The following is a 24,311-nucleotide window of genomic DNA, read 5'->3' on the forward strand; positions in this document are numbered from 1 at the left end:
TCAGACGACCTGCGGTGACCCGATGCGGACGGGACTGCCCCGCGGCGCCGGGACGTCCGCCACGGCGGGCAGGCGGACCTCGACGGTGCAGCCCGGGCCGGGCGGGCCGAGCCACAGGTGCCCGCCGTGTTCGGCGAGCAGCCGGGTGCAGACGCTCAGGCCGATCCCCGGTTCCGGCCGGCCTTCACCGGGCAGGCCGGGCCCGTCGTCGGCGACGGTGATGGTCACGCGGTCACCGTCCGCCGCGGCGGCGACGCGCACGCGGCTGCCGGGCGCGTGGCGGTCGCAGTTGGCCAGCAGGTTCGTCAGCACCTGGGTCAGCGCGTGGGCGGGCATGGCCACTTTCAGGCACGGCGGCACGTCGAGCTCGACGCGTTCGCCGCGGGCGCACCGCAGTGCCACGAGCCGGGTGAGCACGGGCCGCAGCACGGTGTCGCCGTCCTGCTCGTCGGGGCGGCCGCCGAGCAGCTCGCCGACCCGCGCGAGCTCGGCGCGCATGGCGGACGCGAGCTCGGCCCGTTCCCCGCGGTCGAGGGTTTCCGGGCCGGCCCCGAGCAGGTAACCGACCCCGGACAGTCCGGAAAGGACGTTCCGGATCTCGTGTTCGCGTTCGGCGACGTTTTGCACGGCCCGCAGCGCGCCGGCGACCGGGCGGGCCAGCACGACCAGCACCACGACGAGCCCGAGCAGGCGCAGGCCGCCGAGCTCCAGTTCGGGCGAGGACGGGAATTCGGGGACGCCGGTGAACGCCTCGAGGTGGGCGAGCGCGACCAGGGAGAGGCCGATCCCGATCCGCCAGGTAGCGGGCTCGGCGCGAGCGGTCCCGGCGGCGACGAACCCGGCGGCGACGAGCCACCAGCCACCGACGACGATCACGTGCGCGGCCACCGGCGCGCCTTGGGAGAGGGCGACCACGGTGCCCGCGGCGAGGAGTGAGCCGGCGAGGGCTTTGGGGCGGCGCAGCCGGGTCGAGACGGGCAGCGCGGTCGCGGCGAGCGCGAGGAAGCAGCAGCCGGCCGCGAACCGCGCGATCGTCATCGCCGGGCCGGGCACGCCGACCACGCCGGCGGGGATGACGACCAGGCCGTAGAAGGCCAAGGGGGCGGCCAGGCGGCGGTGGCCGGTCTCGGCGGGGCTACGGCGGCCGGCTGCGGCCGGGTTCCCGTGCCCGGCCTCCGCCGAGTTCCGGCGACCGGCCACGGCAGGCTTCCAACGCCCGGCGAGAGCACGCTTCCAGCGCCCGACCTCCGCCGGATCCCGGCGACGGGCCTCGGTTGGAGCCTGGCGGGCCGCCTCAGCAAGGCTCCAGCGCCCCGCCTCGGCCGAGTTCCGGTGCCCGGCCTCCGCCCTGTTCCGGCGACCGGCCACGGCAGGCTTCCAACGCCCGGCGAGAGCACGCTTCCAGCGCCCGGCCACCGCCGGATCCCAGCGCCCGGCCTCCGCCGGATCGCGGCGACCGGGCTCGGCCGGATCCCTCTGCCCAGCCCCGGCAGGCGTCCGCCGCCCAGCCTCCGCCGAACCCCGGTACCCAGCCCTCCGCCGGCGCCCCGCCTCAGCCGGGCCGAGGGCGGCGACGACCGCCGCCGCCGTGGCTATTCCGGCGGCGGCCAGCGCCAGCACCGCGCCCGCGTCGCGGGCCGGGGGGCCGAGCGGTACTCCGTCCCAGCGGTCGAACTGCCACAACGCGAGCACGACCAAGGCCGTCACGGCCCCGGCCTCCACCAGCGCCGCGGGACTTCTCCCGCCCCGCACCCCCACCGTGAGTGAACGAAGCGACCGCATGTTCGCGCCCCTCGCCGTTACCCTTTCTTGAATCCCGAGTCGACCGGACCGGCGAGGGCGTTACTCCCGGTTATCCAACGGATATCTGGACTTCTCGCACCTTTCCGTCTCTGTGAGGGATTCCCCTACGGGAACATCGGCAGGGCCTGCGTCCCGACGTCCTGGTTCGGCAGCGTCCGGCCCGGGTTGCCGCGGAAGTCGGTCCAGGCCGGGTGCAGCCGGAAGTCCGCGCCGACCGCCGCCGCCGTGTAGTCGCCGATGAACACGCCCTGCAGCTCCTTGCCCGTCACCGCTCCCGTCGAGACGAACTGCACCTGGGGGTTCGCCGTCTGCGTCGTGATCCGGCGGAGCGGAGACAGCGCGTCGCCCCAGCCCGTGGCGTACGCGTAGTCCAGCCCGATGCCGTTCGGGTCGTACGCGCGCGTGTACGAAGTGACCGCGACCCTCCCCGCCAGCGCCGCGACCGCGGGGAACACCTCGTCGGCACCCGTGCCGACCTTGACCGGCTTCGACCAGCCGTGGCGGCCGTCGGACCCGCTCAGGAAGGCGTCGCCGTTGGTCTTGACCGACTCGCCGTCGCGGTAGGTGCCGTTGCGGTCGTCGGCCCACGTCACCCACAAGTGATCCGTCACGCGGTCGTAGGTCAGCTGCGGGAAGCTGTTGATCCGGAAGTTCTCGCCGGTCAGCGCGTTGTTGGCGACGTCTTCGTCGACCGGGAAGTCGAAGTCGAGCCCCACTTCGGCGTGCCTGAACGTCCGGCCGCCGTCACGGGAGGTCGCCACGACGACGGCGTCGTGGTCGGCCGGCTGGTCGCACGCGGCCGTCGCGCACACCGACGTCTCGTAGGCCACCTGGAGCGTCCCGTCGCGGGTCACCACCGGGTTCGACCCGCTGCCGAACGGCGTGATCCCGCCGTGGAACCCGGTCAGCGACGGCGAAATCCGGCGCATCGGCGACCACGTCCGGCCGAAGTCGCGGGACTTCGACAGCACGATCGGCGACTCGGTGAACGCGCCGGTGGCGTCGTAGGTGAACTGCGTCCAGGTCACGTAGACGTCGCCGGACACCGGGTCGGCGGCGATCCACTCCTTGTCGTTGAAGATGTTCGTCGGCGTCGGCGTGCCCGCCGGGGTGACGCCGTCGAGGTGCAGGATCGCCGGGTCGCCGAAGCTGCGGCCGCCGTCGTGGGAGACCGACACCGCGATGCCGCTGGCGAGCTGCTGGTCGTCGGGCACGGCCGCGCGGCTGAACACGAGCGTCGCGTAGTACACCGTGTTGTGCGGTCCGAAGGCGATGGCCGGGTCACCGGCGGCGTCCATGTAGGACAGTGGCGCGGCCGCCCCGGTCGGGAAGTCGAGGTGCGGCAGCTGGACGTTCGCCCAGGTCCGGCCGCCGTCGAACGAGGTGTAGGCGAAGCCGCCGGAGTCGTTGCGGGACTCGCGGGTGTTGTAGAGCCGGTAGTCGTTCGCCCCGGCGACGATGTTGCGCGGGTTCTCCGGGTTGACGGCGATGGTCGTTTCGTTCTGCGCCGTGCTGCACCCGGTCTGGCTGCCGGTGGGCACGATGGTGTCGCCGTCGATGACGTCGGTGTTCGGCGCGACCGGCCGGTAGGGGTTCGGTTTGCCGATGTAGGTCTGGCAGAGCGCGGACAGCGCGGGGTCGTCGCCGTCCTCCTCTTCCTCCTCGGCGAACTGCTCCTTGAGCAGCGGATTCGGCACGTCGTGCCGCGCCTCCTGCGCCATCCGGGCGATCTTGTGCTTGCCGTGGTGCGGATCCACGGGCAGCGGCGCGGCATGGGCGACCGAGGCGACGGCGAAGGGCAAGAGGAGCGCAGCACAGGCGGCGACGATTCTCCGCGTGGCGGACGAAACACCCAAGGACATCGGAAAGTCCTCTCCCAGGAAGGTCTCCAGCCGCCCCAGGCTTGACCGGCGAACGGTCGCGGTCAACCGACGGAAGTGGGGAGCCGGACATTCCCGGCGTCACGCCAGTGCGTCGTCCAGGGCCTTCGTGATCCGCTTCAGCGAGACCGGATGCGCCGTCCCCAGCGTCTGGGCGAAGAACGAAACCCGCAGCTCCTCGATCATCCACCGCACCTCACGCAACGCGGGCGACGACGTCCCCGGCGGCAGTGAGGCCAGCGCGTCCTCGTACTCGCGCGTGATCCACGCGATGTCCGCCGTCCGTTGCAGGTCGCGCGTCGGCTCCAGCGGCAGTTTCTCCAGCCGCCGCGAGATCCCCTGCAGGTAGCGCACGACGTGCCGCAGGCGGGACGCGCCGGTCGCCGTCACGAAACCCGGGTACACCAGGCCGGCCAGCTGGGCACGGATGTCGGCCAGCGAGTCGGCGGGACCACGAGACGAAGGCAGCGCCACCTCGACGTCGTTCGCCGCGCGAAGGATCTTCTCCACGTCCGTCAGGACCTCGAGGACCTGCGGGTGCAGGCCCGCCCGGACCTTCTCCAGCAGCACCTTGAAGCCGGTCTCGTCGAACACCGGGCCGCCGCCCGCGGCCATCAGGGCGTCCACCGCGCAGTCGACGCAGTCCTCGAGCAGGGCCGCGACGCTGCCGTGCGGGTTGCGGTTGAGCACCAGCTTCGAGGAGTTGGACAGCGACCGCGTGATGAACTTCATCGGCGAGTTCAGGTTGAGCCGCAGCATCCGCCGCGTGCCCGCCCACATCGCGTGTTCCTGCTGCTGCGGCGTGTCCAAAAGCCGCACGGCCACCGACGCGCCCTCGTCCACCAGCGCCGGGTACGCCTTGACGTCGTGGCCGCGCTGGCGCTCCTCGAACACCTTCGGCAGTTCGCCGAACGCCGGTTTCGTCAGCCCGGCCTTTTCGATGCTGTTGGCCGCCTTGGAGATCGTCGCGCGGACCTTCGGAGCCAGCCGCCGCTGCAGATCCTCGACGTCCTTGCCCTCGGCGACCTTCTTGCCGCGCTCGTCCACGACCCGGAACGTCATCTTCAGGTGCTCCGGCACCGCGGAAAGGTCCCAGTCCGCGTACGGCACCGTGATCCCGCGCAGCGCCCGCAGTTCGCGGCCGAGCACCTCCAGCAGCGGACCGTCCGAAGGGGACACTCGCGAAAGGACGTCCCGGGCGGTGTCCGGCGCCGGGACGAAGTTGCGGCGCAACGCCTTCGGCAGCGACTTGATCAGCTGCGTGACCAGCTCCGCGCGCAGGCCCGGCACCTGCCAGTCGAACCCGTCCGGCGTCACCTGGTTCAGCACCGGCAGCGGGACGTGCACGGTGACGCCGTCGGCGTCCGCGCCCGGCTCGAACTGGTAGGTCAGCTTGAAGACCTGCGTGCCCTGCGTCCACGAGTCCGGGTAGTCGCCCTCGCGGACGCTGCCCGCGGACTCGTTGATGAGCATGGACTTCTCGAACGACAGCAGGTCCGGGTCGGTGTGCCGCGCCTTCTTCCACCAGCTGTCGAAGTGGCGCACCGAGACGACGTCCGCCGGGACCCGCGCGTCGTAGAACTCGTACAGCGTCTGGTCGTCGACCAGGATGTCGCGCCGCCGCGCGCGGTTCTCGAGGTCCTCGACCTCCTCCAGCAGCGCGCGGTTCTCGGCGAAGAAGTGGTGGCGCGTCTGCCAGTCGCCTTCGACCAGCGCGTGCCGGATGAACAGCGCCCGCGACATCTCCGGGTCGATCCGGCCGTAGTTGACGCGGCGGTCGGCGATCAGCGGGACGCCGTACAGCGTCACCTTTTCGGTCGCGATCACCGCGCCCTGCTTGCGTTCCCAGTGCGGCTCGGAGTACGACCGCTTGACGACGTGCTGGGCCAGCGGCTCGACCCATTCGGGCTCGATGCGCGCGTTGACCCGGGCCCACAGCCGGGACGTCTCGACCAGCTCCGCCGACATCACCCAGCGCGGCTGCTTCTTGAACAGCGCCGACCCCGGGAACACGCCGAACCGGGCGCCGCGCGCGCCCAGGTAGTCGCCCTTGGCCGGGTCCTTGAGCCCGATGTGCGAGAGCAGCCCGGCGATCAGCGACGTGTGCACGCGCTGCGGGTCGGCCGGGGACGCGTTCGTGTTCAGGTGGATGCCGAGCGGCTTGGCCAGCTGCCGGAGCTGGCTGAAGATGTCCTGCCACTCGCGCAGCCGCAGGTAGTTGAGGTACTCGGTGCGGCACATGCGCCGGAACTGGTTGCCGGACAACGCCTTCTGCTGCTCGGCGACGTACTCCCAGAGGTTCAGGTAGGCCAGGAAGTCCGACGTCGGGTCGGCGAACCGCGCGTGCTGGGCGTCGGCCGCCTGCTGCTTCTCGGCCGGCCGCTCGCGCGGGTCCTGAATGGACAGTGCGGCCGCGATGATCATGACCTCGCGGACGCACCCGTTCTTCGCGGCTTCCAGGACCATCCGGCCCATCCGCGGGTCGACGGGCAGCTGGGCGAGCTTGCGGCCGATGTCGGTGAGACTGCGATCGGACCCGGTCGAAGAGAAGGCCCCCAGCTCCTGCAGCAGGCCGATGCCGTCGCTGACCTGGCGGCGGTCCGGCGGCTCGACGAACGGGAACGCGGCGATGTCGCCGAGGCCCAGCGACGTCATCTGCAGGATGACCGACGCCAGGTTCGTCCGCAGGATCTCCGGATCGGTGAACTCGGGGCGGCTTTCGAAGTCCTCTTCGGAATAGAGCCGGACGCAGATGCCGTCCGACGTCCGGCCGCAGCGGCCTTTGCGCTGGTTCGCCGACGCCTGCGACACCGGTTCGATCGGCAGCCGCTGCACCTTGGTCCGGTGGCTGTAGCGCGAGATCCGCGCGGTGCCGGGGTCGACGACGTACTTGATGCCCGGCACGGTCAGCGACGTCTCGGCCACGTTCGTCGCGAGCACCACCCGGCGCCCGGTGTGGGACTGGAAGATGCGCTGCTGCTCGGCCGACGACAGCCGCGCGTACAGCGGCAGGACCTCGGTGTTGCGCAGGTTCGCGCGGTTGAGCACGTCGGCGGTGTCGCGGATTTCGCGTTCGCCGGACAGGAACACGAGGATGTCGCCGGGGCCTTCGGCGCACAGTTCCTCGACGGCGTCGAGGATGCCCTGGGTCTGGTCGCGCTCGTCGTCGCCTTCGGGATCGTCGGGGTCCACCAGCGGCCGGTAGCGCACCTCGACCGGGTAGGTCCGGCCGGAGACCTCGACGATCGGGGCGTCGTCGAAGTGCTTCGAGAAGCGTTCCGGGTCGATGGTCGCCGAGGTGATGATGACCTTGAGGTCGGGACGGCGCGGCAGCAGCTGCTTGAGGTAGCCGAGGATGAAGTCGATGTTGAGGCTGCGTTCGTGGGCCTCGTCGATGATCAGCGTGTCGTACTGGCGCAGCGACCGGTCGGTCTGGATCTCGGCCAGCAGGATGCCGTCGGTCATCAGCTTGACCAGGGTGTCCTGGCCGGACTGGTCGGTGAACCGGACCTTGTAGCCGACGGTCTCGCCGAGCTCGGTCTTCAGCTCGCTCGCGATCCGGTCGGCGACCGTGCGCGCGGCCAGCCGCCGCGGCTGCGTGTGCCCGATCTGGCCGCGGATGCCGCGCCCGAGCTCCAGGCAGATCTTCGGCAGCTGGGTGGTCTTGCCCGAGCCGGTCTCCCCCGCGACGATCACGACCTGGTGCTTGCCGATGGCGGCGGCGATCTCGTCCTTGAGCTTGCTGACCGGCAGCTCGGCCGGATACTCGATCTTGGGCACGCTCGCGCGCCGCGACTGGACGCGCAGCTCGGCGGCGCCGATGTCGGCGGCGATCCGCGCGAGGACGGCGTCGCGGTCGCGGGCCTTGCGGGCGCCCTCGAGCCGGCGGCGCAGCCGCTGCTCGTCGCGCGGCATCAGCTCGGGCAGGCGCGCACGCAGCGCGTGGAAGGGGGATGGCGTGGACATACTTGGGCCAAGGATAGCCGTGCGTGACGGCCCGGGCCTCCGAATATCCCCGGCGCGTGACCGGGCGCACCCTGACGCCCCGCTCAAGCGCCCCAATGTGGCGTTCGGTGCGTCCAACGCACCCAATGTGGCGTTCGGTGCGTTGGACGCAACCAACGCCACATTGGGGCGCTTGGGGCTCAGCCGGGCTGACCGGGCTGCTGCGGCGGCTGGACCGCGGCCTGCTGCGGCGGCTGCGGTGCGGCCTTCGCGCGGCTCATCGCCACCGAGCCGCCGATCAGCGCGACGCCGACCAGGCCGAGCACGATGCCGAAGACGGGCTGCATGTCGGTCGCCCAGGAAATCAGCGTGAACTCGTAGTCGAACTGCTCGAGGATCAACGAACCGAAGCCGAGAACCGTGAACAGGATGCCGATCCGCATCATGATCGAAGACATGGAAAACCCCCTACGGGAAAGCAAAACGGGAACAGGCCGCCCCCGACGGCCCGCGATGGGACCCGAACAGTAGCGGCCCGCTCCGGCACTGTCGCGCAATTTCCCGTTTCGTTATCTCAGCTTCGCCGCAGCGACTCCGGGCCCAGGTCGGCGAGCGTGCGGTGGCCGGACAGCCCCATGGTCAGGTCGAAGTCCGCCAGCAGGCTGCGCAGGACGTGGCGCACGCCCTCCTCGCCCGCGTGGGCCAGGCCGTACACCCACGGCCGCCCCACCAGCACCGCCCGCGCGCCCAGCGCGAGCGCCTTCAGCACGTCCGCGCCGGTGCGGATGCCCGAGTCGAAGAGCACCTCCAGCCGGTCGCCGACCGCCGCGACGATGCCCGGGAGGGCCTCCAGGGCGCCGATCGCGCCGTCGACCTGGCGGCCGCCGTGGTTCGACACCACGATGCCGTCCACGCCCGCCTCCACCGCGCGGCGCGCGTCCTCGACGTGCTGGATGCCCTTCAGCACGATCGGGCCGTCCCAGTGCTCGCGCAGGAACGGCAGCTGGTCCCACGTCCGGTCGGTGCCGGTGAGCATGCCGAGCCAGCGCAGGATCGCCATGTTGAGGTCCTCTTCCGGCGTCTTCTCCAGCAGGCCGCGGAACACCGGGTCGGTGAACGGGACCGCGCAGCCCTCGCCCTTCAGGAACGGCAGGTACGCCTGGTCCAGATCGGACGGCCGCCACGCCAGCGTCCACGTGTCGAGCGTGACGACCAGTGCCGTGTAGCCCGCGCTCTTCGCCCGGTTCAGCAGGCTCGCGCAGACGTCGGCGTCGCCGGGCCAGTACAGCTGGAACCAGCGCGGGCCGTCGCCGTTGGCCGCCGCGGCGTCCTCGATGCCCGTGGACGACGCCGTCGAAAGGATGAACGGCAGCCCCACCGACGCGGCGGCGCGGGCGGTCGCGGACTCGGCGTCCGGGTGCACGATCGACTGGACGCCCACCGGCGCGACGGCCACCGGCGCCGGCAGCCGGGTGCCGAGCACCGTCGTGGCCAGGTCGCGGTCGGTGGCGCCGGTCAGCATCCGGGGGACGATGCGCCAGCGGTCGAACGCCTCGCGGTTGGCGCGGGCGGTCGCGCCGGAGCCCGCCGCGCCGGCGACGTAGGAGAACGGGCCGGGCGCCATGACCTCACGGGCCGACGCTTCGAGCTTGGTCGCGTCGGTCGAGCACGGCGGCAGCTGACCACCCAGTCCCTGCAGGTAGAGCTCGTTCTGGTAGCTGCCGAAGCGTTCGGTCACGGTTGCCTCCTCGCGTTCGAGGGGGCACTGTACCCGCCGGTATTTCACCCGGCACGAGGAAGTGACCGACGGGTAACCTGAGCGCGGCCGACGTCCCGGAGGAGAAGACATGCGCGCGTACGACGTGGTCCTGTTCGGCGCCACCGGGTTCACCGGCGGCCTGACCGCCGGCTACCTGGCCCGCCACGCGCCCGCGGACCTGCGCTGGGCGCTGGCCGGGCGCGACCGCGGCAAGCTGGAGGCCGTCCGGACCCGGCTGGCGGAGGTCGACGACCGGTTCGGCACGCTCGACCTGCTCGTCGCCGACTCCGGGGACCCGGCGTCGCTGCGGGCCGTCGCCGAGGCCGCCAAGGTGGTGATCACGACCGTCGGCCCGTACCTCGACCGCGGCGAACCGCTGGTGGCGGCGTGCGCCGAGGCGGGCACCGACTACGTCGACCTCACCGGCGAACCCGAGTTCGTCGACCGGATGTACCTGGCGCACGACCGGCGCGCCCGCGAGACCGGGGCACGGCTGGTGCACGCGTGCGGGTTCGACTCGATCCCGCACGACCTCGGCGCGTGGTTCACCGTGCGGCAGCTGCCGGAAGGCGTGCCGCTGAAGGTCGACGGCTACGTCCGGGCGAGCGGGATGCCGTCCGGCGGCACGGTGCTCAGCGCGCTGACCATCATGTCCCGGCTGCCGGCCGGAGCCCGGGTGGCGCGCGAGCGGGCGGCCTCGGAGCCGCGGCCCGCCGGGCGGGTCACGCGTGCCCCGCTCGGGCGCCCGCACCGGCTCGCCGAGGCCGGCTGGTGGGCGGTGCCGCTGCCGACGATCGACCCCGAGATCGTCCGCCGCTCGGCGGCGGCGTCCGAGCGCTACGGGCCGGACTTCACCTACCGGCACTTCGCCGCGGTCAAGCACCTGCCGGTGCTCGCGGGTGGCGTCGCCGGCGCGGGTGCCCTGCTCGCCGCGGCGCAGATCCCGCCGGCCCGCCGGGCGCTGTCCCGGCGGCTGGCCCCCGGCACCGGCCCGAGCCCCGAACGGCGTGCGCGGTCGTGGTTCGCGGTGCGGTTCGTCGGCGAAGGCGGCGGCTCGCGGGTGGTGACGGAGGTGTCCGGCGGCGACCCGGGCTACGACGAGACGGCGAAGATGCTCGCGGAGTCGGCGCTCTGCCTGGCGACCGACGACCTCCCCTCGACCTCCGGCCAGGTGACCACGGCGACCGCCATGGGTGACGCGCTCGTGGACCGCCTCACCAAGGCGGGCATCCGCTTCACGACCCTGTGACGGTTCCCGGCGCACCGGAAGGTCGCGAATGACTCATTCGGGACCTCCGGCGCCGCGAATGAGTCATTCGCGGCGCGCCGCCGGGAGCCGCCGGAGTGGTCACCCTCGGCGGACCTGCGCCGAAACCCGCCGCACGTAGGCCGCGCGAGCCTCCGGGTCCAGCTCCGTCAGGGCGCGGTCGTCGCCGATCAACCCGCGCGCCCAGGCCATCACCGGCTCGGGTGTCAGCGCCGCCAGGAGGTCCCAGCCGGCGAGCCAGCGCGGCACCGCCGTCTCCGCGCGGCGGGTCCGCAGGGTGCCGGCGATCGCCCGGGCGACGTCCTCGGGGTCCACTGTGGGCAGTGCGCCGCCCAGCCGGACGCCCGACGCCAGCTCCGTGCGGACCGCGCCGGGCAGCACCGCGCTCACGCTGACCCCGGTCGCCGCGTATTCGCGGCGGACCGCCGCCGTCAGCCCGACCGCGGCGAACTTGCTCGCGTTGTACACCGCCATGCCGGGCAGCGGGATCTTCCCGGCCATCGAGGCCACGTTCACGACGTGCCCGCGCCCGCGCGCGATCATTCCCGGCAGCACCGACCGCAGCCCGTGCACCAGCCCCCGCACGTTGACGTCCAGGGTGGTCCGGCCGACGGCGTCCGGTTCCTCGAGGAAGCCGCCGAGTGGCATCACGCCCGCGTTGTTGACCAGGACGTCCACCCGCCCGAACCGCTCGGTCACCGCGGCGGTGAACGCGTCGAAGGACTCCCGGTCCGTCACGTCGAGCGGGAACGACGGCACTCCCGAGGCCGCGTCGAGGTCGCCGACGCACACCGTCGCCCCGCGCGAGGCGAACTCCGCCGCCGTCGCGCGGCCGATTCCCCTGGCGCCGCCGGTGATCGCGACCACCGCGCCGCGCACCTCAATCGCCGGATACCGCATGGGCCCTCCCGACCTCGTAGTCGGCCTCGTCGAACGCTCCGACCCGCGACCGCAGCCGCCCGGTGGAGAACGGCCAGCTGAAGCTGTTGCGCCCGTTGACATCCGTGTAGTAGCTGGAGCAGCCGCCGGACTGGTACACCGTGCCCGGCAGCGCCGCCTGGACCTCCGCGTTGAAGGCCGCCTGCGCCTCCGGACGGACCGCCAGCGACGTCCCTTCCGAACGCAGCGTCCGGGTCACCGCCGCGACCGTGTGGCGCAGCTGGGCCTCGAGGATCATGAACGCCGACGAGTGGCCGGTGCCGAGGCTCGGCCCCAGCAGCAGGTAGAGGTTCGGGAATCCGGTCACCGTCGTGCCGAGGTAGGCCTGCGGGCTGCCCTTCCAGTGGTCGTCCAGGCTGCGGCCTTCGGCGTCGAAGACTCGCGCCGACACCGGCATGTCGAGGATGTGGAAGCCGGTGCCGAAGATGATCGCGTCGACCTCCGCCGACGAGCCGTCCGCACCGGAGACCCGGCTGCCGGAGACGGCGCGCACCGCCGTCGGGTGAACGTCCACATGGGACCGCGTGAGCGACCGGTAGTACGTGTTCGACATCAGCAGGCGCTTGCAGCCGAGCGTGTAGTCCGGCGTCAAAGCCGCCCGCAGCGCGGGATCCCGCACGGTCAGCCGCAGGTAGGCCAGCCCGATCTTCTGCACCTGCCGCAGCAGCCACGGGTGCCGGAACCCGAAGCCGAGCGTCTCCATCGCGCCGTATTCGGCGCGGCGCAACGTCCGCTGCAGGGCGGGGAACCGGCGCAGCAGCAACCGTTCCAGCCCGGGGACGGGGTGGTCCGGCTTCGGCAGCACCCACTGCGCGGTGCGCTGGAACAGGTGCAGCCGCCCGACGCGCGGCACGATCTCGGGGACGAACTGCACCGCGGACGCGCCGCTGCCGATCACCGCGACCCGCTTGCCCGTCAGGTCGTAGCCGTGGTTCCAGCGTGCGGAGTGGAAGACCTCGCCGGGGAACCCGGCGAGGCCGGGCAGGTCCGGGATCAGCGGCTCGTGCCAGGGGCCGGTGCCGGCGACCAGGATCCGTGCGCTGTAGGACCCCTGTGACGTCTCCAGCTCCCACCTCGCGTCACGGTCGTTCCACTGCGCGCGCGTCACCTCGACGCCGTACCGGATCTTCTCGGTCACGCCGAACCGCGCGGCCGTTTCCCGCAGGTAGGCGCGGATTTCGGCCTGGCCGGCGAACGCGCGCGTCCACTCCGGATTGGGCGCGAACGAGTAGGAGTACAGCGCGGACGGGACGTCGCACGCGCAGCCGGGGTAGGTGTTGTCGCGCCAGGTCCCGCCGAGCGCGTCGGCCTTCTCCAGCACGGCGAGGTCGCCGACGCCGGCCTGGGAGAGGCGGATGGCGGCGCCCAGGCCCGACGCCCCGGCACCGACGACGAGGACCGCGAAGTGGCGTTGCTCCATTTTCGAAGACTAACAGTATCCGGAAACCAGCGGTACCCCAATTCCGTGGTTCGCTAGAGTGCCCGCATGGCCCGACTCACCCGCGCGGAAAGCCAGGCGCGCACCCGCGAGCAGCTGATCGAGACCGCCAAGCTGCTCTTCCTGCGCGACGGCTACTCGGTGACGTCACTGGAGAAGGTCGCCGACGAAGCCGGGTACTCGAAGGGCGCGGTCTACTCGAACTTCCGCAACAAGGACGAGCTCTGCCTCACCGTGCTCGACCGGATCCACGACGAACAGGCCACCCTGATCGCCGAAGCCCTGGTGGGCGCGGAGGGCGTGGAAGGACTGCTGACGGCGTTCCAGAGCTGGGCCGAGCGCAGCATCGGCGACGAGGCGTGGACCGCGCTGGAGGTCGAGTTCGCCACGAACGCGCGTCGCGACCCGCACGTGCGCGCCGAACTCGCCGCGCGGGACAAGGCCATCCGCGCCACCATCGCCGGCCTGCTCACCGGGTACGCCGAGCGGTTCGGGATCACGCTCCCGATGCCGGCCGACGACGCCGCGACGGCACTGCTCAGCCTGGGCATCGGGCTCGGCGTCCAGCGCGCGATCGACCCGACGATCCCGGTGAACGTGCTGCCGGACGTCATCCGCCTCTTCGCCGGGGCGCGCTGACCGTCCTTTCCGGACCCGCCGCAGTGGTCTGGACCGTTCACGAACATGAACGACTTCCGGCTCTTGTGAAGCTCGCTGACCCTCCGCTACCGTGTCGCTACGCCGCAGCTCCACCCGCACTACCCGTACGCCGTGAACCGACGGCGCATCCCGCGGAAAGGGTTTCCTCCCCATGAGCAAGAAGTTGCGGCCGGTCCTCATCGGCACGCTCGGCGCCGCGTCCGTCGCGGCCCTCGTGATCACCACCCCGGCGTTCTCCTCGGCGGCCCCGGCCCCGGTGGCCGGTGTGTCCGTGCTCGCCGCCGGCGACCTTTCGGCGCCCGCCAAGAAGGAAATCGCGATGAAGCTGGTCTCCAGCGCGGAAAACTCGTCGCTGGACTGGAAGGCGCAGTACAAGTACATCGAAGACATCGGTGACGGCCGCGGCTACACCGCGGGCATCATCGGCTTCTGTTCCGGCACCGGCGACATGCTCGAACTCGTCGAGGCGTACACGAACTCCGTCCCGGACAACCCGCTGGCGAAGTTCCTGCCCGCGCTGCGGAAGGTGAACGGCACCGACTCGCACGCCGGGCTCGGCACCCCGTTCGTCAACGCGTGGAAGCAGGCCGCGGCGACCAGTGCGTTCCAGACCGCGCAGAACAACGAGCGCGACCGCGTCTACTTCAACCCCGCGGTGAGCCAGGGGAAGTCGGACGGCCTGAGCAACCTCGGCCAGTTCGCCTACTACGACGCCATCGTGATGCACGGCCCCGGTGACAGCTCCGACAGCTTCGGCGGGATCCGCAAGGCCGCGATGAAGAAGGCGAAGACCCCGGCGCAGGGCGGCGACGAGACGACGTACCTCAAGGCGTTCTTCGCCGCCCGCAAGGTGATCATGAAGCAGGAGGAGGCGCACGCCGACACCTCCCGCGTCGACACCGAGCAGCTGAAGTTCCTCAACGAAGGCAACTTCGACCTGCACACCCCGCTGAAGTGGAAGGTCTACGGGGACTCGTACACGATCAACTGACCGCGCACGCGGCCGGCGTGACACCGTAGGATCTCGGCATGGGCCAAAGATCCCTCGGTGTCACGCTGGCCGCCGCCGCACTGGTGGCGAGCGGCGTGGCACCCGCCGGAGCAGCCGCGCAGGCGTCGTTCCCGGCGGACGCGGACCAGGTCGTCACCGTCGTGGCGGACTCGCCGAGCGCCACCACCGCCACGCTGACGGCGTGGGAGCGCGACGGCGGCGGCTGGGTCCCCGTGCGCGGGCCCGTGGCCGTATTCGTGGGCAAGGACGGCATCGGCCAGGCGAGCGAAACGACGTCGCACACCCCCGCCGGCACCTGGTCGCTGACCGAGGCCTTCGGGATCCAGCCCGCCGTCACCCGGCTGCCCTACCGCCAGGTGACCACCTCGGACTGGTGGGTTTCCGACGTGCGATCGCCTCACTACAACACGCACTTCTCCTGCGCCCCCGGCACGTGCCCGTTCGACGAGGCCGCGGGCGAGAACCTCGGCAAGGCGGGCCCCGTCTACAACCAGGCCGTCGTCATCGACTACAACCGCCGGCCCGTCGTCCCCGGCGCCGGCTCGGCGTTCTTCCTGCACGTCACCGGCGGACGCCCGACCGCGGGCTGCGTCGCGATCCCCGCGGCGGACCTCGACGCCATCCTGCGCTGGCTCGACCCGGCCCGGCGCCCGGTCATCGAGATCAGCGCCTGAGCAGTTCCTCCGCCGAACGGGTGTTGAGGACGCGCTCCGGCCCGATCCCGGCCTTGACCGCGCGCTCGCACCCGTAGGGCTGCCAGTCGAGCTGGCCCGGGGCGTGCGCGTCGCTGTCGATGGCGAAGTCGCAGCCGATCTCCGCGGCCAGGCGCAGCAGGCGCATCGGCGGGTCGAGCCGCTCCGGGCGGGAGTTGATCTCCACCGCGACGCCGTTCTCGCGGCAGGCCGTGAACACCGCTTCGGCGTCGAACTCCGACTCGGGCCGGCCGCGGCCGACGACCAGCCGGCCGGTGCAGTGGCCCAGCACCCGCACGTGCGGGTTCCGGACCGCCGTCACCATCCGCCGGGTCATCTCGGCCGACGGCATCCGCAGCTTCGAGTGCACGCTCGCGACGACGAAGTCCAGCTGCCCCAGCAGTTCCTCCTCCTGGTCGAGGGAGCCGTCGTCGAGGATGTCGACCTCGATGCCGTGCAGCAGCCGGAAGGGCGCCATCAGCTCGTTGGCCTTGGCGACGAGCTGCATCTGCATGCGCAGCCGGTCCGCCGACAGCCCGTTCGCGACGGTCAGCCGTGGCGAGTGGTCGGTCAGCACCATCCACTCGTGCCCGAGCTCCCGGCCCGCGACGGCCATCTCGCCGATCGGGCTGCCGCCGTCGGACCAGTCCGAATGGGTGTGGCAATCCCCGCGAAGCGCCGACCGCAGCGGCTCGCCGTCCGGCAGCTTCTTCTCGACGATCTTCGCCCGGTACGCCGGGTCGCGCCCGGCCAGCACGTCCTCGATGACCCCGGCGGTGGCCTTGCCGATTCCCGGCAACGACGTCAGCGTGCCGTTCCCGGCCAGCTGCGCGAGCTTCTCGGCGCCGGTCTTGTCGACGGTCGCGGCCGCGTTGCGGAACGCGCGGACGCGATAGGTCGGTTCACCCGCGCGTTCGAGCTGGAACGCGATCTCCCGCAACGCCCATGCCGGATCCATACGCCCTGTCTACCCCCTGCGGGGCAGTCGACGCAGCTCGACGTCGGTCAGCTCGCCGTTCACGACGACAGCCGTCTGGTACGTGCAGTACGGCTGGCGCCGCCGGTCGGTCGGCGAACCCGGGTTGAGCAGCCGCAGCCCCGCCGGGGTCGTCGTGTCCCACGGGATGTGGCTGTGCCCGAAGACCAGCACGTCGGTGTCGGGGAACTGCGCGTCGCACCGCTGCTCACGGCCCTGCTTCGCGCCGGTCTCGTGGATCACGGCCAAGCGGACGCCGTCGAGGTCGGCGCGCGCGATCTCCGGCAGCCGCGCCCTCAGCGCCGGGCCGTCGTTGTTGCCGTGGACGCCGATCAGCCGCTTGCTGCGCTCCTCCAGCTCGTCGAGCAGGGCGACGTCGACCCAGTCGCCGGCGTGCACGACGACGTCCGCGGCCGCCACCTCGTCCCACACCTGCGACGGCAGCTCGCGCGCCCGGGCGGGCAGGTGCGTGTCCGAGATGAGCAGCAGCCTCATCCGATGGCCTTGAGGACCCGTTCCAGGAACCCGCCGATGTGGTCGCGCAGCAGCGAGGCCGCGCCGTCGGCGTCCCCCTTCTTCGCCGCCGCGAGAACCGCCTTGTGCTCGGTCCACTCCTTCTTCCAGCTGGGGTTGGCCTCCCAGCCGACGACGCTGATCAGCGCCGCGCGGTCCTTGAGGTCGTCGAGGATGCTGACCAGGAGCGGGTTGCCGCAGCCGCGGTAGAGGGCGCGGTGGAACCGCCGGTTCAGCAGGCTCAGCGCGGCCTGGTCCTTGTCCGCGATCGCCGACGACGCCTCCTTCAGCGCGTCCGCCGCGTCTTCGAGCAGTTCGGGGTCGTTCCGCCCGACCGTCCGCCGGACGGCCTCCGGTTCGAGCACCATCCGCACGTCGTAGACGGACTTCGCGAGCTCGGCGTCGACCTTGACCACGGACGCGCCCTTGTACGGGCTGAAGGTGACCAGCCCGGAGTTGGACAGCACCTTCAGCGCTTCGCGCACCGGCGTCTTCGACACCCCGAGCCGCGCGGCCAGCTCCGCCTCGACCAGCGGTTGACCGGGCAGCAGCTCCCGGGTCAGGATGCCGCGGCGGATCTCCTCCAGGACCACTTCGGTCCGGGAGGCGGGCAGGCTGAACGTCCCGGTCATAGCGCGCTCCCTCGATCTGTGGTCCCATTCAACCAGGCCCGTCAGATCGTATATCAGATGCCATACTGGATCCTATGAAGCGACCCGAGGAACTCCGCAGCCACCGGTGGTTCGGCGGCGACGAACTGCGCAACTTCAGCCACCGCGCCCGCGGCCGCCAGCTCGGCTACAACCCCGAAGAGCACCTCGGCAAGCCGGTCATCGGCATCCTCAACACCTGGTCGGACATCAACCCGTGCCACATGCACCTGCGCGAACGCGCCGAGCAGGTCAAGCGCGGCGTCTGGCAGGCCGGCGGCTTCCCGCTGGAGTTCCCGGTGGCCACGCTGTCGGAGACCTACCAGAAGCCGACGCCGATGCTCTACCGCAACCTGCTGGCCATGGAGACCGAGGAGATCCTGCGGTCCTACCCGATCGACGGCGCCGTCCTGATGGGCGGCTGCGACAAGACGACGCCGGCGCTGCTGATGGGCGCGGCCAGCGCCGGGCTGCCGGCGATCTTCGTCCCGGCCGGGCCGATGCTGCGCGGGCACTGGCGCAACGAGGTCCTCGGCAGCGGCACCGACATGTGGAAGTACTGGGACGACAAGCGCGCCGGCCTGATCGGCGACGCCGAAATGTCCGAACTGGAGCGCGGGCTGGCCCGGTCACCGGGGCACTGCATGACGATGGGCACGGCGTCGACCATGACGTCGGCCGCCGAAGTGCTCGGGGTGACCTTGCCGGGCGCCGCGTCGATCCCCGCCGTCGACTCGGCGCACCACCGGATGGCCGCGGCGAGCGGCGCGCGGATCGTCGACATGGTGTGGGAAGACCTCACGATCACGCAGGTGCTGGACAAACGGGCCTATTCGGACGCGATCACCACCGTGCTGGCGCTGGGCGGGTCGACCAACGCCGTGATCCACCTGATCGCGATGGCCGGCCGCAGCGGGATCGGAGTTTCGCTCGCGGACTTCGACGCGATCGCCCGGCGCGTGCCGGTGCTGGCGAACATCCGTCCCGGCGGCGACTGGCTGATGGAGGACTTCTATTACGCGGGCGGCCTGCCCGGGCTGCTGTCGCGGCTGACCGATCTGCTGCACCCGGAACGGCTCACCGTCACCGGCCGCACCCTCGGCGAGAACCTCGCTTCCGCGCGGGTGCACGACGACGACGTCATCCGGCCGCGCGAGAACCCGGTCGCCGCCGAGGGCGGGGTCGCGGTGCTGCACGGGAACCTGGCGCCCTCGGGCGCGGTCATCAAGCACATCGCGGCCGAAAAGCACCTGCTGACGCACACCGGCCCGGCCGTGGTGTTCGAGAACTACCCCGACCTCAAGAAGCGGATCGACGACCCGTCGATCACCGCGGACTCGGTCCTGGTGCTGCGCGGTTCCGGCCCGCTCGGCGGCCCCGGCATGCCCGAGTACGGGATGCTGCCGATCCCCGCGCACCTGCTCGAACAGGGCGTCCGCGACATGGTCCGGATCTCCGACGCGCGGATGAGCGGCACCAGCTACGGCGCCTGCGTGCTGCACGTGGCCCCCGAGTCGCATGTGGGCGGCCCGCTCGCCCTGGTCCGCGACGGCGACCTGATCACCCTCGACGTCCCCTCGCGCGTGCTGCGGCTGGAGGTGTCCGATGAGGAGCTTTCGCGGCGGCGTTCCGAATGGACGGCCCCGGCGCCGCGGTTCGAACGCGGTTACGGCTCGCTCTACAGCGAACACATCACCCAGGCCGACGAAGGCTGCGACTTCGACTTCCTGGCGCGCGCCGGTCACAACCCGGAACCCGATGCCCGGTGATCCACCCGTGACCGGTTCATCCCCCATTAGGGCGAGTCGTACGGCTTGTCCGGGTGCCCCGTACGCTGGCCCCGTCACCGACGCAACCCGGTGCCGCGTTGAAGGGGTGGAGAGTTGCCGTACGAACCGCGCTGGCCCGATTCCCACGGCGAGCAGACGGACGTCCTGCCGGTGGTCCGGCCCGAACCGGAAGCCACGCACCCACAGCGGCGCTGGAACCTGCGCAAGGCCGGCTTGGTCGCGGGCGGCGTGTTCGGCGTGCTGTTCGCGCTCTACGGAATCGACCTGCTGATCAGCCAGGGCAGCGTCCCGCGCGGCGTGACCGTCGCCGGGGTCGACGTCGGCGGGATGGACCGCGACGCCGCCGAGCAGGAGCTGCGCGGGAAGATCGAGCCGCGGCTCACCCGGCCCCTCGCCGTGACCGCGGGCGACGTCCAGGGCACGCTGTCGCCGACGCTCGCCGGGCTGCGCCTGGACTGGCCGCAGACCCTCGACCAGGCCGGCGAGCAGCCGCTCAACCCGTTCACGCGCCTCGCGTCGCTGTTCTCCAGCCGCGAGGTCGGCGTGGTCAGCCACGCCGAGGACGCCAAGCTCGCCGCCGCGCTGGAGTCGTTGCGCGGCCAGGTCGACCGCGACCCGGTCGAGGGCACGGTGAAGTTCGACGGCGCCGAACCGGTCGCCGTGCCGCCGAAGGCCGGGCAGAAGCTCGACGTGCCGGGCGCGACCGCCGCCGTGATCGAAAAGTGGGCGCACGGGGAGTCCCTGGCGCTGCCGGTGACGAGCACGCCCGTCCGCACCACCCCCGAAGGCGTCCAGGCCGCGCTGGAGCAGTTCGCGCGCCCCGCCGTCTCGGGCCCGCTGGTGGTCAAGGGCGAAGGCAAGAACGCCACCGTGAAGCCGGAAGCGATCGCCGCGGCGATCACCTTCGAGCCCGCCGACGGCGGCGGGCTGACCCCGAAGATCGACAACGCGAAGATCGCCGAAGCCGCCGGGCCGCAGCTGAAGTCCACCGAGAAGGAGGGCAAGGACGCGACCATCGTCTTCGAGGGCGGCAAGCCCGCGGTCGACCCGTCCACCGACGGCCGGACCATCGACTGGGACCCGAGCCTCAAGCCGCTGCCCGACGTGCTGAAGAAGACCGACGGCCGCGAGGTCGCCGCGATCTACCAGGACAGCCCGGCGAAGGTCACCACCGACCAGGCGAACCAGCTGGGCGTCAAGGAGGTCGTCGGCGAGTTCACCACCGGCGGCTTCGCCCCCGAGTCCGGGGTCAACATCCGCGTCGTCGCGCAGAAGGTGAACGGCGCCATCGTCAAGCCCGGGGAAACCTTCAGCCTCAACGGGTTCACCGGCCCGCGCGGCAAGGCGCAGGGCTACGTCGAAGCGGGCGTGATCAAGGACGGCGCCCCGGGGCGCGAGGTCGGCGGCGGCATCTCGCAGTTCGCGACCACGCTGTACAACGCGGCGTACTTCTCGGGCCTGAAGGACGCGGGCCACAAGGAACACAGCTACTACATCAGCCGCTACCCCGCGGCGCGCGAAGCGACGGTGTTCCAGAACCCCGACGGCGCCAGCGTCATCGACCTCAAGTTCACCAACGACTCGCCGACCGGCATCGCCATCCAGACGATCTGGTCGCCGTCGTCGATCACCGTGAAGCTGTGGGGCACCAAGCGCTACACCGTCGAGTCGATCCCGGGCGCCCAGACCAACCAGAGCGAGCCGCAGCCCAAGCCGGGACCGGCGGAGAACTGCCACGCCTCCAACGGCGCGCCGGGCTTCACCACCACCGACACGCGCGTGCTCAAGGACGCCGCCACCGGCCGCGAGGTGAGCCGGTCGACCCGGACCGTCCACTACAACCCGCAGCCGAAAATCGTCTGCGGCGAAGGTCAGTGACCTCCTAACGGACGTTCACCCTCGGCGTCCGCGGCGGTACCCTGAGTGCCCATGACGGCACGCGCGGTGGGTTTCCGGGACGTCCTGGGCGTGACCGAATTCCGGGCGCTGTTCTCGGCGCAGCTGGTCTCGGTCACCGGTGACCAGCTGGCGCGGGTCGCGTTGTCGATCCTGGTCTACGACCGGACGAACTCGTCCGGCTGGGCCGCGCTGACCTACGCGCTGACGTTCCTGCCGGACCTCGTCGGCGGGCCGCTGCTGTCCGGGCTGGCCGACCGGTACCCGCCGCGGACGGTGATGGTCGCCGCGGATGTCCTGCGCGCGGCGGCGGTGACCGTGATGGCCGCTCCCGGCCTGCCGTTGCCCGCGGTGGCGGCCCTGCTGGTCGGCATCCAGCTGTTCAACCCGGTGTGGAGCTCCGCGCGGGCGGCGCTGCTGCCGCAGCTGCTGCCCGGCGAGACGTTCGTGCCCGGGATGGGCCTGCTGATGATGCTGGTGCAGGCGGGTCAGGTCGCCGGGTTCGCGCTCGGCGGGCTGCTCGTGGCGGCCCTCGGCACGTCGGGCGCCCTGCTCGCGGACGCGGCGAGTTTCGCGGTTTCGGCGTTGTTCCTGGTCAACGGCGTGCGGTCGTGGCCACCCCGTGCCGAGCCCGGGGTCCGGTGGTGGCGGCACGTGCGGGCGGGCTGGACGGTGGTCGTCGGCGACCGGCGACGGCTCGCGCTGGTCGCGCTCGGCTGCGTCTCCGGGATCTACATCGCGGGCGAGGCGATCGCCGCGCCGTACGCCGCCGAGCTCGGCGGTGGCGCGGTGGTCGTCGGGTTGCTGCTCGGGGCGTACGCGCTGGGCAACGTGATCGGCATGGCCGCGTTGTCCCGCATCCCGCCGGCGCGGCGCAGCCGGCTGCTGGGGCCGCTGGCGGTGCTCGCGTGCGCCGCGTTGCTGGGCTGCGCGCTGCGACCGGACCTCGAGGCCACGTTAGCGCTGCTAACGCTCTCGGGAGTGGCCAGTTCGTACAACCTCATCGCGAACACGACGTTCGTCCAGCTCACGCCGGACGCCCAGCGAGCGCAGGCGTTCGGGTTCGCGCTGACGGCGTTGCGGGTCTCCCAAGGCCTCGGCGTGGTGCTGGCCGGGCTCGCCGCCGAACAGGCCGCCCCGCACGCCGTGGTCGCCGCGGCCGGGGCGATCGGCGTGGTGGCCGCGGCCGGCGCCGCGACGCTGTGGCGGCGGGCGCAACCGGATTCCCGGTGACCGGCCCCGCCGGGGTACCGGTCACCGGGCACCGGTCAGGACCGCGTCCAGTCGGTCGGCGCCTGCCGCGGCGTCCAGTCGGTGGGGCACTCGCGGGGCGTCCAGTCGGTGGGGGCCTGCCGCGGCGTCCAGTCGGTGGGGCACTCGGGCAGTGGTGACGAGACGCCGGGACGGGTCCAATCGGTGGGCAGCCGGCGGACGGTCCAGTCGGTGGGCAGTTCGCGGGCGGTCCAGTCGGTCGGCGCCTGCCGCGTGGTCCAGTCGGTCGGGATCGCGCGGGTCCAGTCGGTGGGGAGCTGCCGGGTCCAGTCGGTCGGCCGCTGCGCGCGACGACGACGGGACGGGACGATGTTGTTGCCGGGCAGGAAGTGCGACATGATCTCTCCTGTGGTGAGGGTGTTGGCACGGTGTGTAACCGAACCGTAGCCTGACCGGCCTAGTGACACACCGCGTTCATTCGATTACAGTGACGAGTCCCCGAAGAGTTCCGTCCTGAGGAGATTGGCGTTTCGTGGGATTGTCCGGGTCCCCAGGGAGAATGCCCAGCTCAGAACGTCCACGATCAGGTCTCCGTACGTGGGCGATGTGGAAGCTGACCACTCCGGTGCTCGGCTATGTCCTCGCCGTCGACGCATTGGCACTCCTCGTCGTCGTGGCGACGGCCGCGCTGGTGCCGATCACGGCCCAGTCGCTGCTGTGGTGCGGCCTGATCCTGGCCGGCGAGATCGTGCATCTCGAAGCGGCGCAACGCATCGAGCGCATCCGAGAACTTGCCGCCGACGGCAGGCCGCACATGCACCTGCAGTCGATCTGGATCTTCGCCGGGCTGCTCCTGCTGCCTCCGCCGTTGGCCACATTGGTCATCGTCGTCAGCTACGCCCATTCCTGGGTCCGCGTCTACAAACGACGCGGCGTGATTCACCGGAAAGTGTTCTCCGGGGCCACCGTGATTCTCGCCTGCGCGGCCGCGGGCGCCGTCCTGACGACCGGTACCGGACATTTCGCGCCGTATGTGCCGTACCTGGACGGGTTCGGCGGGATGACCGCGCTGCTGGTTTCCGGGATCGTCTACTTCGGCCTCAACTACGTGCTGGTGATCCTCGCGATCCTGATGAGCAACCCGGGCAAGCCGCCGCGGCAGGCGTTCGGGAACCCGTCCGACGTGCTGATCGTGCTGGCCGCGGTCGGCGTCGGCTGCGGGATCGCGCTGGTGATGACGGTCCGACCGTGGCTGCTGCCGGTGCTCATGGTGACGCCGGTGGCGCTGCACATCGGCCTGCTGCTGCCGCAGTTCCAGGCCGCCGCGCGCACCGACTCGAAGACCGCGCTGCTCGCCCCGGAGTTCTGGGTGCAGCTGGCCCGCAGCGAGCTGGCCCGCGCCGCGGAGCTGTCCTCGACCGCCGGCGTGCTGATGATCGACATCGACCACTTCAAGGCCATCGACGACGGCAGCGGCCACCTCGCGGGTGACGAGGTGCTGCGCGCGGTCGCGGCGGCGATCCAGGGTTCGGTGCGCGGCGGCGACTACGTCGGCCGGTTCGGCGGCGACGAGTTCGTGGTGCTGCTCCCGGGCGCGACGAGCACGGAGATCGCGTCCATCGCGGACCGGATCCGCACGGCGATCGCCCGCGTGGAGGTGCGCGTCCCGGTGATCCGCCCGGGCAAGCCGGAGGTGATCGGCGGCCTGACGGCGTCGATCGGCGCGGCGGTGTACCCGGAAACGGCCACGGAGTACACGATCCTCCTGCAGGCGGCCGACGACGCCGTGTTCGAAGCCAAGGCGGCGGGCCGGGACCGCGTCGTCCTCGCCACCACCCGCACCGAACTCACCCGCCCCGAAATCCCCGACGCCCTCTGA

General features: G+C 71.7%; 19 protein-coding genes. 8 read left to right on the forward strand and 11 right to left on the reverse strand.

The features are described from left to right. The 5 genes from AB0G28_RS18835 to AB0G28_RS18855 all read right to left on the reverse strand — a co-directional run bounded on the left by AB0G28_RS18835 (window position 1) and on the right by AB0G28_RS18855 (window position 9,366). Window positions 1-1,200: a HAMP domain-containing sensor histidine kinase gene (locus AB0G28_RS18835; RefSeq protein ID WP_361089902.1), complete on the reverse strand. Its 1,200-nt coding sequence runs from the start codon at window positions 1,198-1,200 to the stop codon at window positions 1-3. 707 nt (window positions 1,201-1,907) lie between these two features. Then, on the reverse strand, window positions 1,908-3,665 hold the full coding sequence (locus AB0G28_RS18840; RefSeq protein WP_361089905.1) for a sialidase family protein: 1,758 nt from the start codon (window positions 3,663-3,665) through the stop codon (window positions 1,908-1,910). A gap of 99 nt (window positions 3,666-3,764) precedes the next feature. Further along, entirely contained in the window at window positions 3,765-7,649 is a 3,885-nt protein-coding gene (gene hrpA / locus AB0G28_RS18845) for an ATP-dependent RNA helicase HrpA (RefSeq protein WP_361089907.1), read from the reverse strand. Window positions 7,650-7,828: 179 nt separating this feature from the next. Then, window positions 7,829-8,086, reverse strand: coding sequence for a hypothetical protein (locus AB0G28_RS18850; protein ID WP_361089910.1), 258 nt, complete (start codon window positions 8,084-8,086; stop codon window positions 7,829-7,831). 116 nt (window positions 8,087-8,202) lie between these two features. Next, window positions 8,203-9,366, reverse strand: coding sequence for a lactate 2-monooxygenase (locus AB0G28_RS18855; RefSeq protein ID WP_361089913.1), 1,164 nt, complete (start codon window positions 9,364-9,366; stop codon window positions 8,203-8,205). A gap of 109 nt (window positions 9,367-9,475) precedes the next feature. Here AB0G28_RS18855 and AB0G28_RS18860 point away from each other — a divergent pair, with 109 nt between their 5' ends. Next, window positions 9,476-10,636 (forward strand): saccharopine dehydrogenase NADP-binding domain-containing protein, encoded by a 1,161-nt coding sequence (locus AB0G28_RS18860; protein WP_361089916.1) that lies wholly within the window; start codon window positions 9,476-9,478, stop codon window positions 10,634-10,636. A gap of 99 nt (window positions 10,637-10,735) precedes the next feature. Here AB0G28_RS18860 and AB0G28_RS18865 read toward each other — a convergent pair whose 3' ends face one another. Together AB0G28_RS18865 and AB0G28_RS18870 are read right to left on the reverse strand one after the other, a co-directional pair. Next, window positions 10,736-11,554, reverse strand: coding sequence for an SDR family oxidoreductase (locus tag AB0G28_RS18865; RefSeq protein WP_361089919.1), 819 nt, complete (start codon window positions 11,552-11,554; stop codon window positions 10,736-10,738). Further along, on the reverse strand, window positions 11,535-13,013 hold the full coding sequence (locus AB0G28_RS18870; RefSeq protein ID WP_361089922.1) for an NAD(P)/FAD-dependent oxidoreductase: 1,479 nt from the start codon (window positions 13,011-13,013) through the stop codon (window positions 11,535-11,537). Before AB0G28_RS18870 ends, AB0G28_RS18865 begins: the two co-directional genes overlap by 20 nt. 66 nt (window positions 13,014-13,079) lie before the next feature. Between AB0G28_RS18870 and AB0G28_RS18875 the strand changes: the two genes are divergently transcribed. The 3 genes from AB0G28_RS18875 (at window position 13,080) to AB0G28_RS18885 (ending at window position 15,377) form a co-directional block, all read left to right on the forward strand. After that, on the forward strand, window positions 13,080-13,670 hold the full coding sequence (locus AB0G28_RS18875; protein ID WP_361089925.1) for a TetR family transcriptional regulator: 591 nt from the start codon (window positions 13,080-13,082) through the stop codon (window positions 13,668-13,670). A gap of 172 nt (window positions 13,671-13,842) precedes the next feature. After that, window positions 13,843-14,682, forward strand: coding sequence for a chitosanase (locus AB0G28_RS18880; RefSeq protein ID WP_361089928.1), 840 nt, complete (start codon window positions 13,843-13,845; stop codon window positions 14,680-14,682). Window positions 14,683-14,720: 38 nt separating this feature from the next. Beyond that, entirely contained in the window at window positions 14,721-15,377 is a 657-nt protein-coding gene (locus AB0G28_RS18885) for a L,D-transpeptidase family protein (RefSeq protein WP_361089931.1), read from the forward strand. On the opposite strand, the gene AB0G28_RS18890 is transcribed toward AB0G28_RS18885, so the two are convergent. The 3 genes from AB0G28_RS18890 to AB0G28_RS18900 are packed head-to-tail and all read right to left on the reverse strand — an operon-like array spanning window position 15,367 to window position 17,516. Then, window positions 15,367-16,353 carry a PHP domain-containing protein gene (locus AB0G28_RS18890; RefSeq protein ID WP_361089934.1) on the reverse strand — a complete coding sequence of 329 codons (987 nt, stop codon included), beginning with the start codon at window positions 16,351-16,353 and terminating at the stop codon, window positions 15,367-15,369. The genes AB0G28_RS18885 and AB0G28_RS18890 overlap by 11 nt on opposite strands. Before the next feature lie 9 nt (window positions 16,354-16,362). Then, on the reverse strand, window positions 16,363-16,866 hold the full coding sequence (locus AB0G28_RS18895; RefSeq protein WP_361089937.1) for a YfcE family phosphodiesterase: 504 nt from the start codon (window positions 16,864-16,866) through the stop codon (window positions 16,363-16,365). Next, window positions 16,863-17,516 (reverse strand): GntR family transcriptional regulator, encoded by a 654-nt coding sequence (locus AB0G28_RS18900; protein ID WP_361089940.1) that lies wholly within the window; start codon window positions 17,514-17,516, stop codon window positions 16,863-16,865. Before AB0G28_RS18900 ends, AB0G28_RS18895 begins: the two co-directional genes overlap by 4 nt. 74 nt (window positions 17,517-17,590) lie before the next feature. Between AB0G28_RS18900 and araD the strand changes: the two genes are divergently transcribed. From araD to AB0G28_RS18915, 3 genes are all read left to right on the forward strand, one after another. Further along, window positions 17,591-19,303, forward strand: a complete 1,713-nt coding sequence (gene araD / locus AB0G28_RS18905) for an L-arabinonate dehydratase (RefSeq protein ID WP_361089943.1) — start codon at window positions 17,591-17,593, stop codon at window positions 19,301-19,303. Between the two features lie 114 nt (window positions 19,304-19,417). Then, entirely contained in the window at window positions 19,418-21,202 is a 1,785-nt protein-coding gene (locus AB0G28_RS18910; RefSeq protein ID WP_361089946.1) for a VanW family protein, read from the forward strand. Window positions 21,203-21,253: 51 nt separating this feature from the next. Then, on the forward strand, window positions 21,254-22,453 hold the full coding sequence (locus AB0G28_RS18915; RefSeq protein ID WP_361089949.1) for an MFS transporter: 1,200 nt from the start codon (window positions 21,254-21,256) through the stop codon (window positions 22,451-22,453). Between the two features lie 35 nt (window positions 22,454-22,488). On the opposite strand, the gene AB0G28_RS18920 is transcribed toward AB0G28_RS18915, so the two are convergent. After that, window positions 22,489-22,830: a hypothetical protein gene (locus AB0G28_RS18920; protein WP_361089952.1), complete on the reverse strand. Its 342-nt coding sequence runs from the start codon at window positions 22,828-22,830 to the stop codon at window positions 22,489-22,491. Between the two features lie 206 nt (window positions 22,831-23,036). Between AB0G28_RS18920 and AB0G28_RS18925 the strand changes: the two genes are divergently transcribed. Next, a complete protein-coding gene (locus AB0G28_RS18925; protein WP_361089954.1) occupies window positions 23,037-24,311 on the forward strand; it encodes a diguanylate cyclase in 1,275 nt (424 codons plus the stop codon).

The organism is Amycolatopsis sp. NPDC021455, assembly GCF_040640995.1.
Lineage (GTDB): Bacteria > Actinomycetota > Actinomycetes > Mycobacteriales > Pseudonocardiaceae > Amycolatopsis.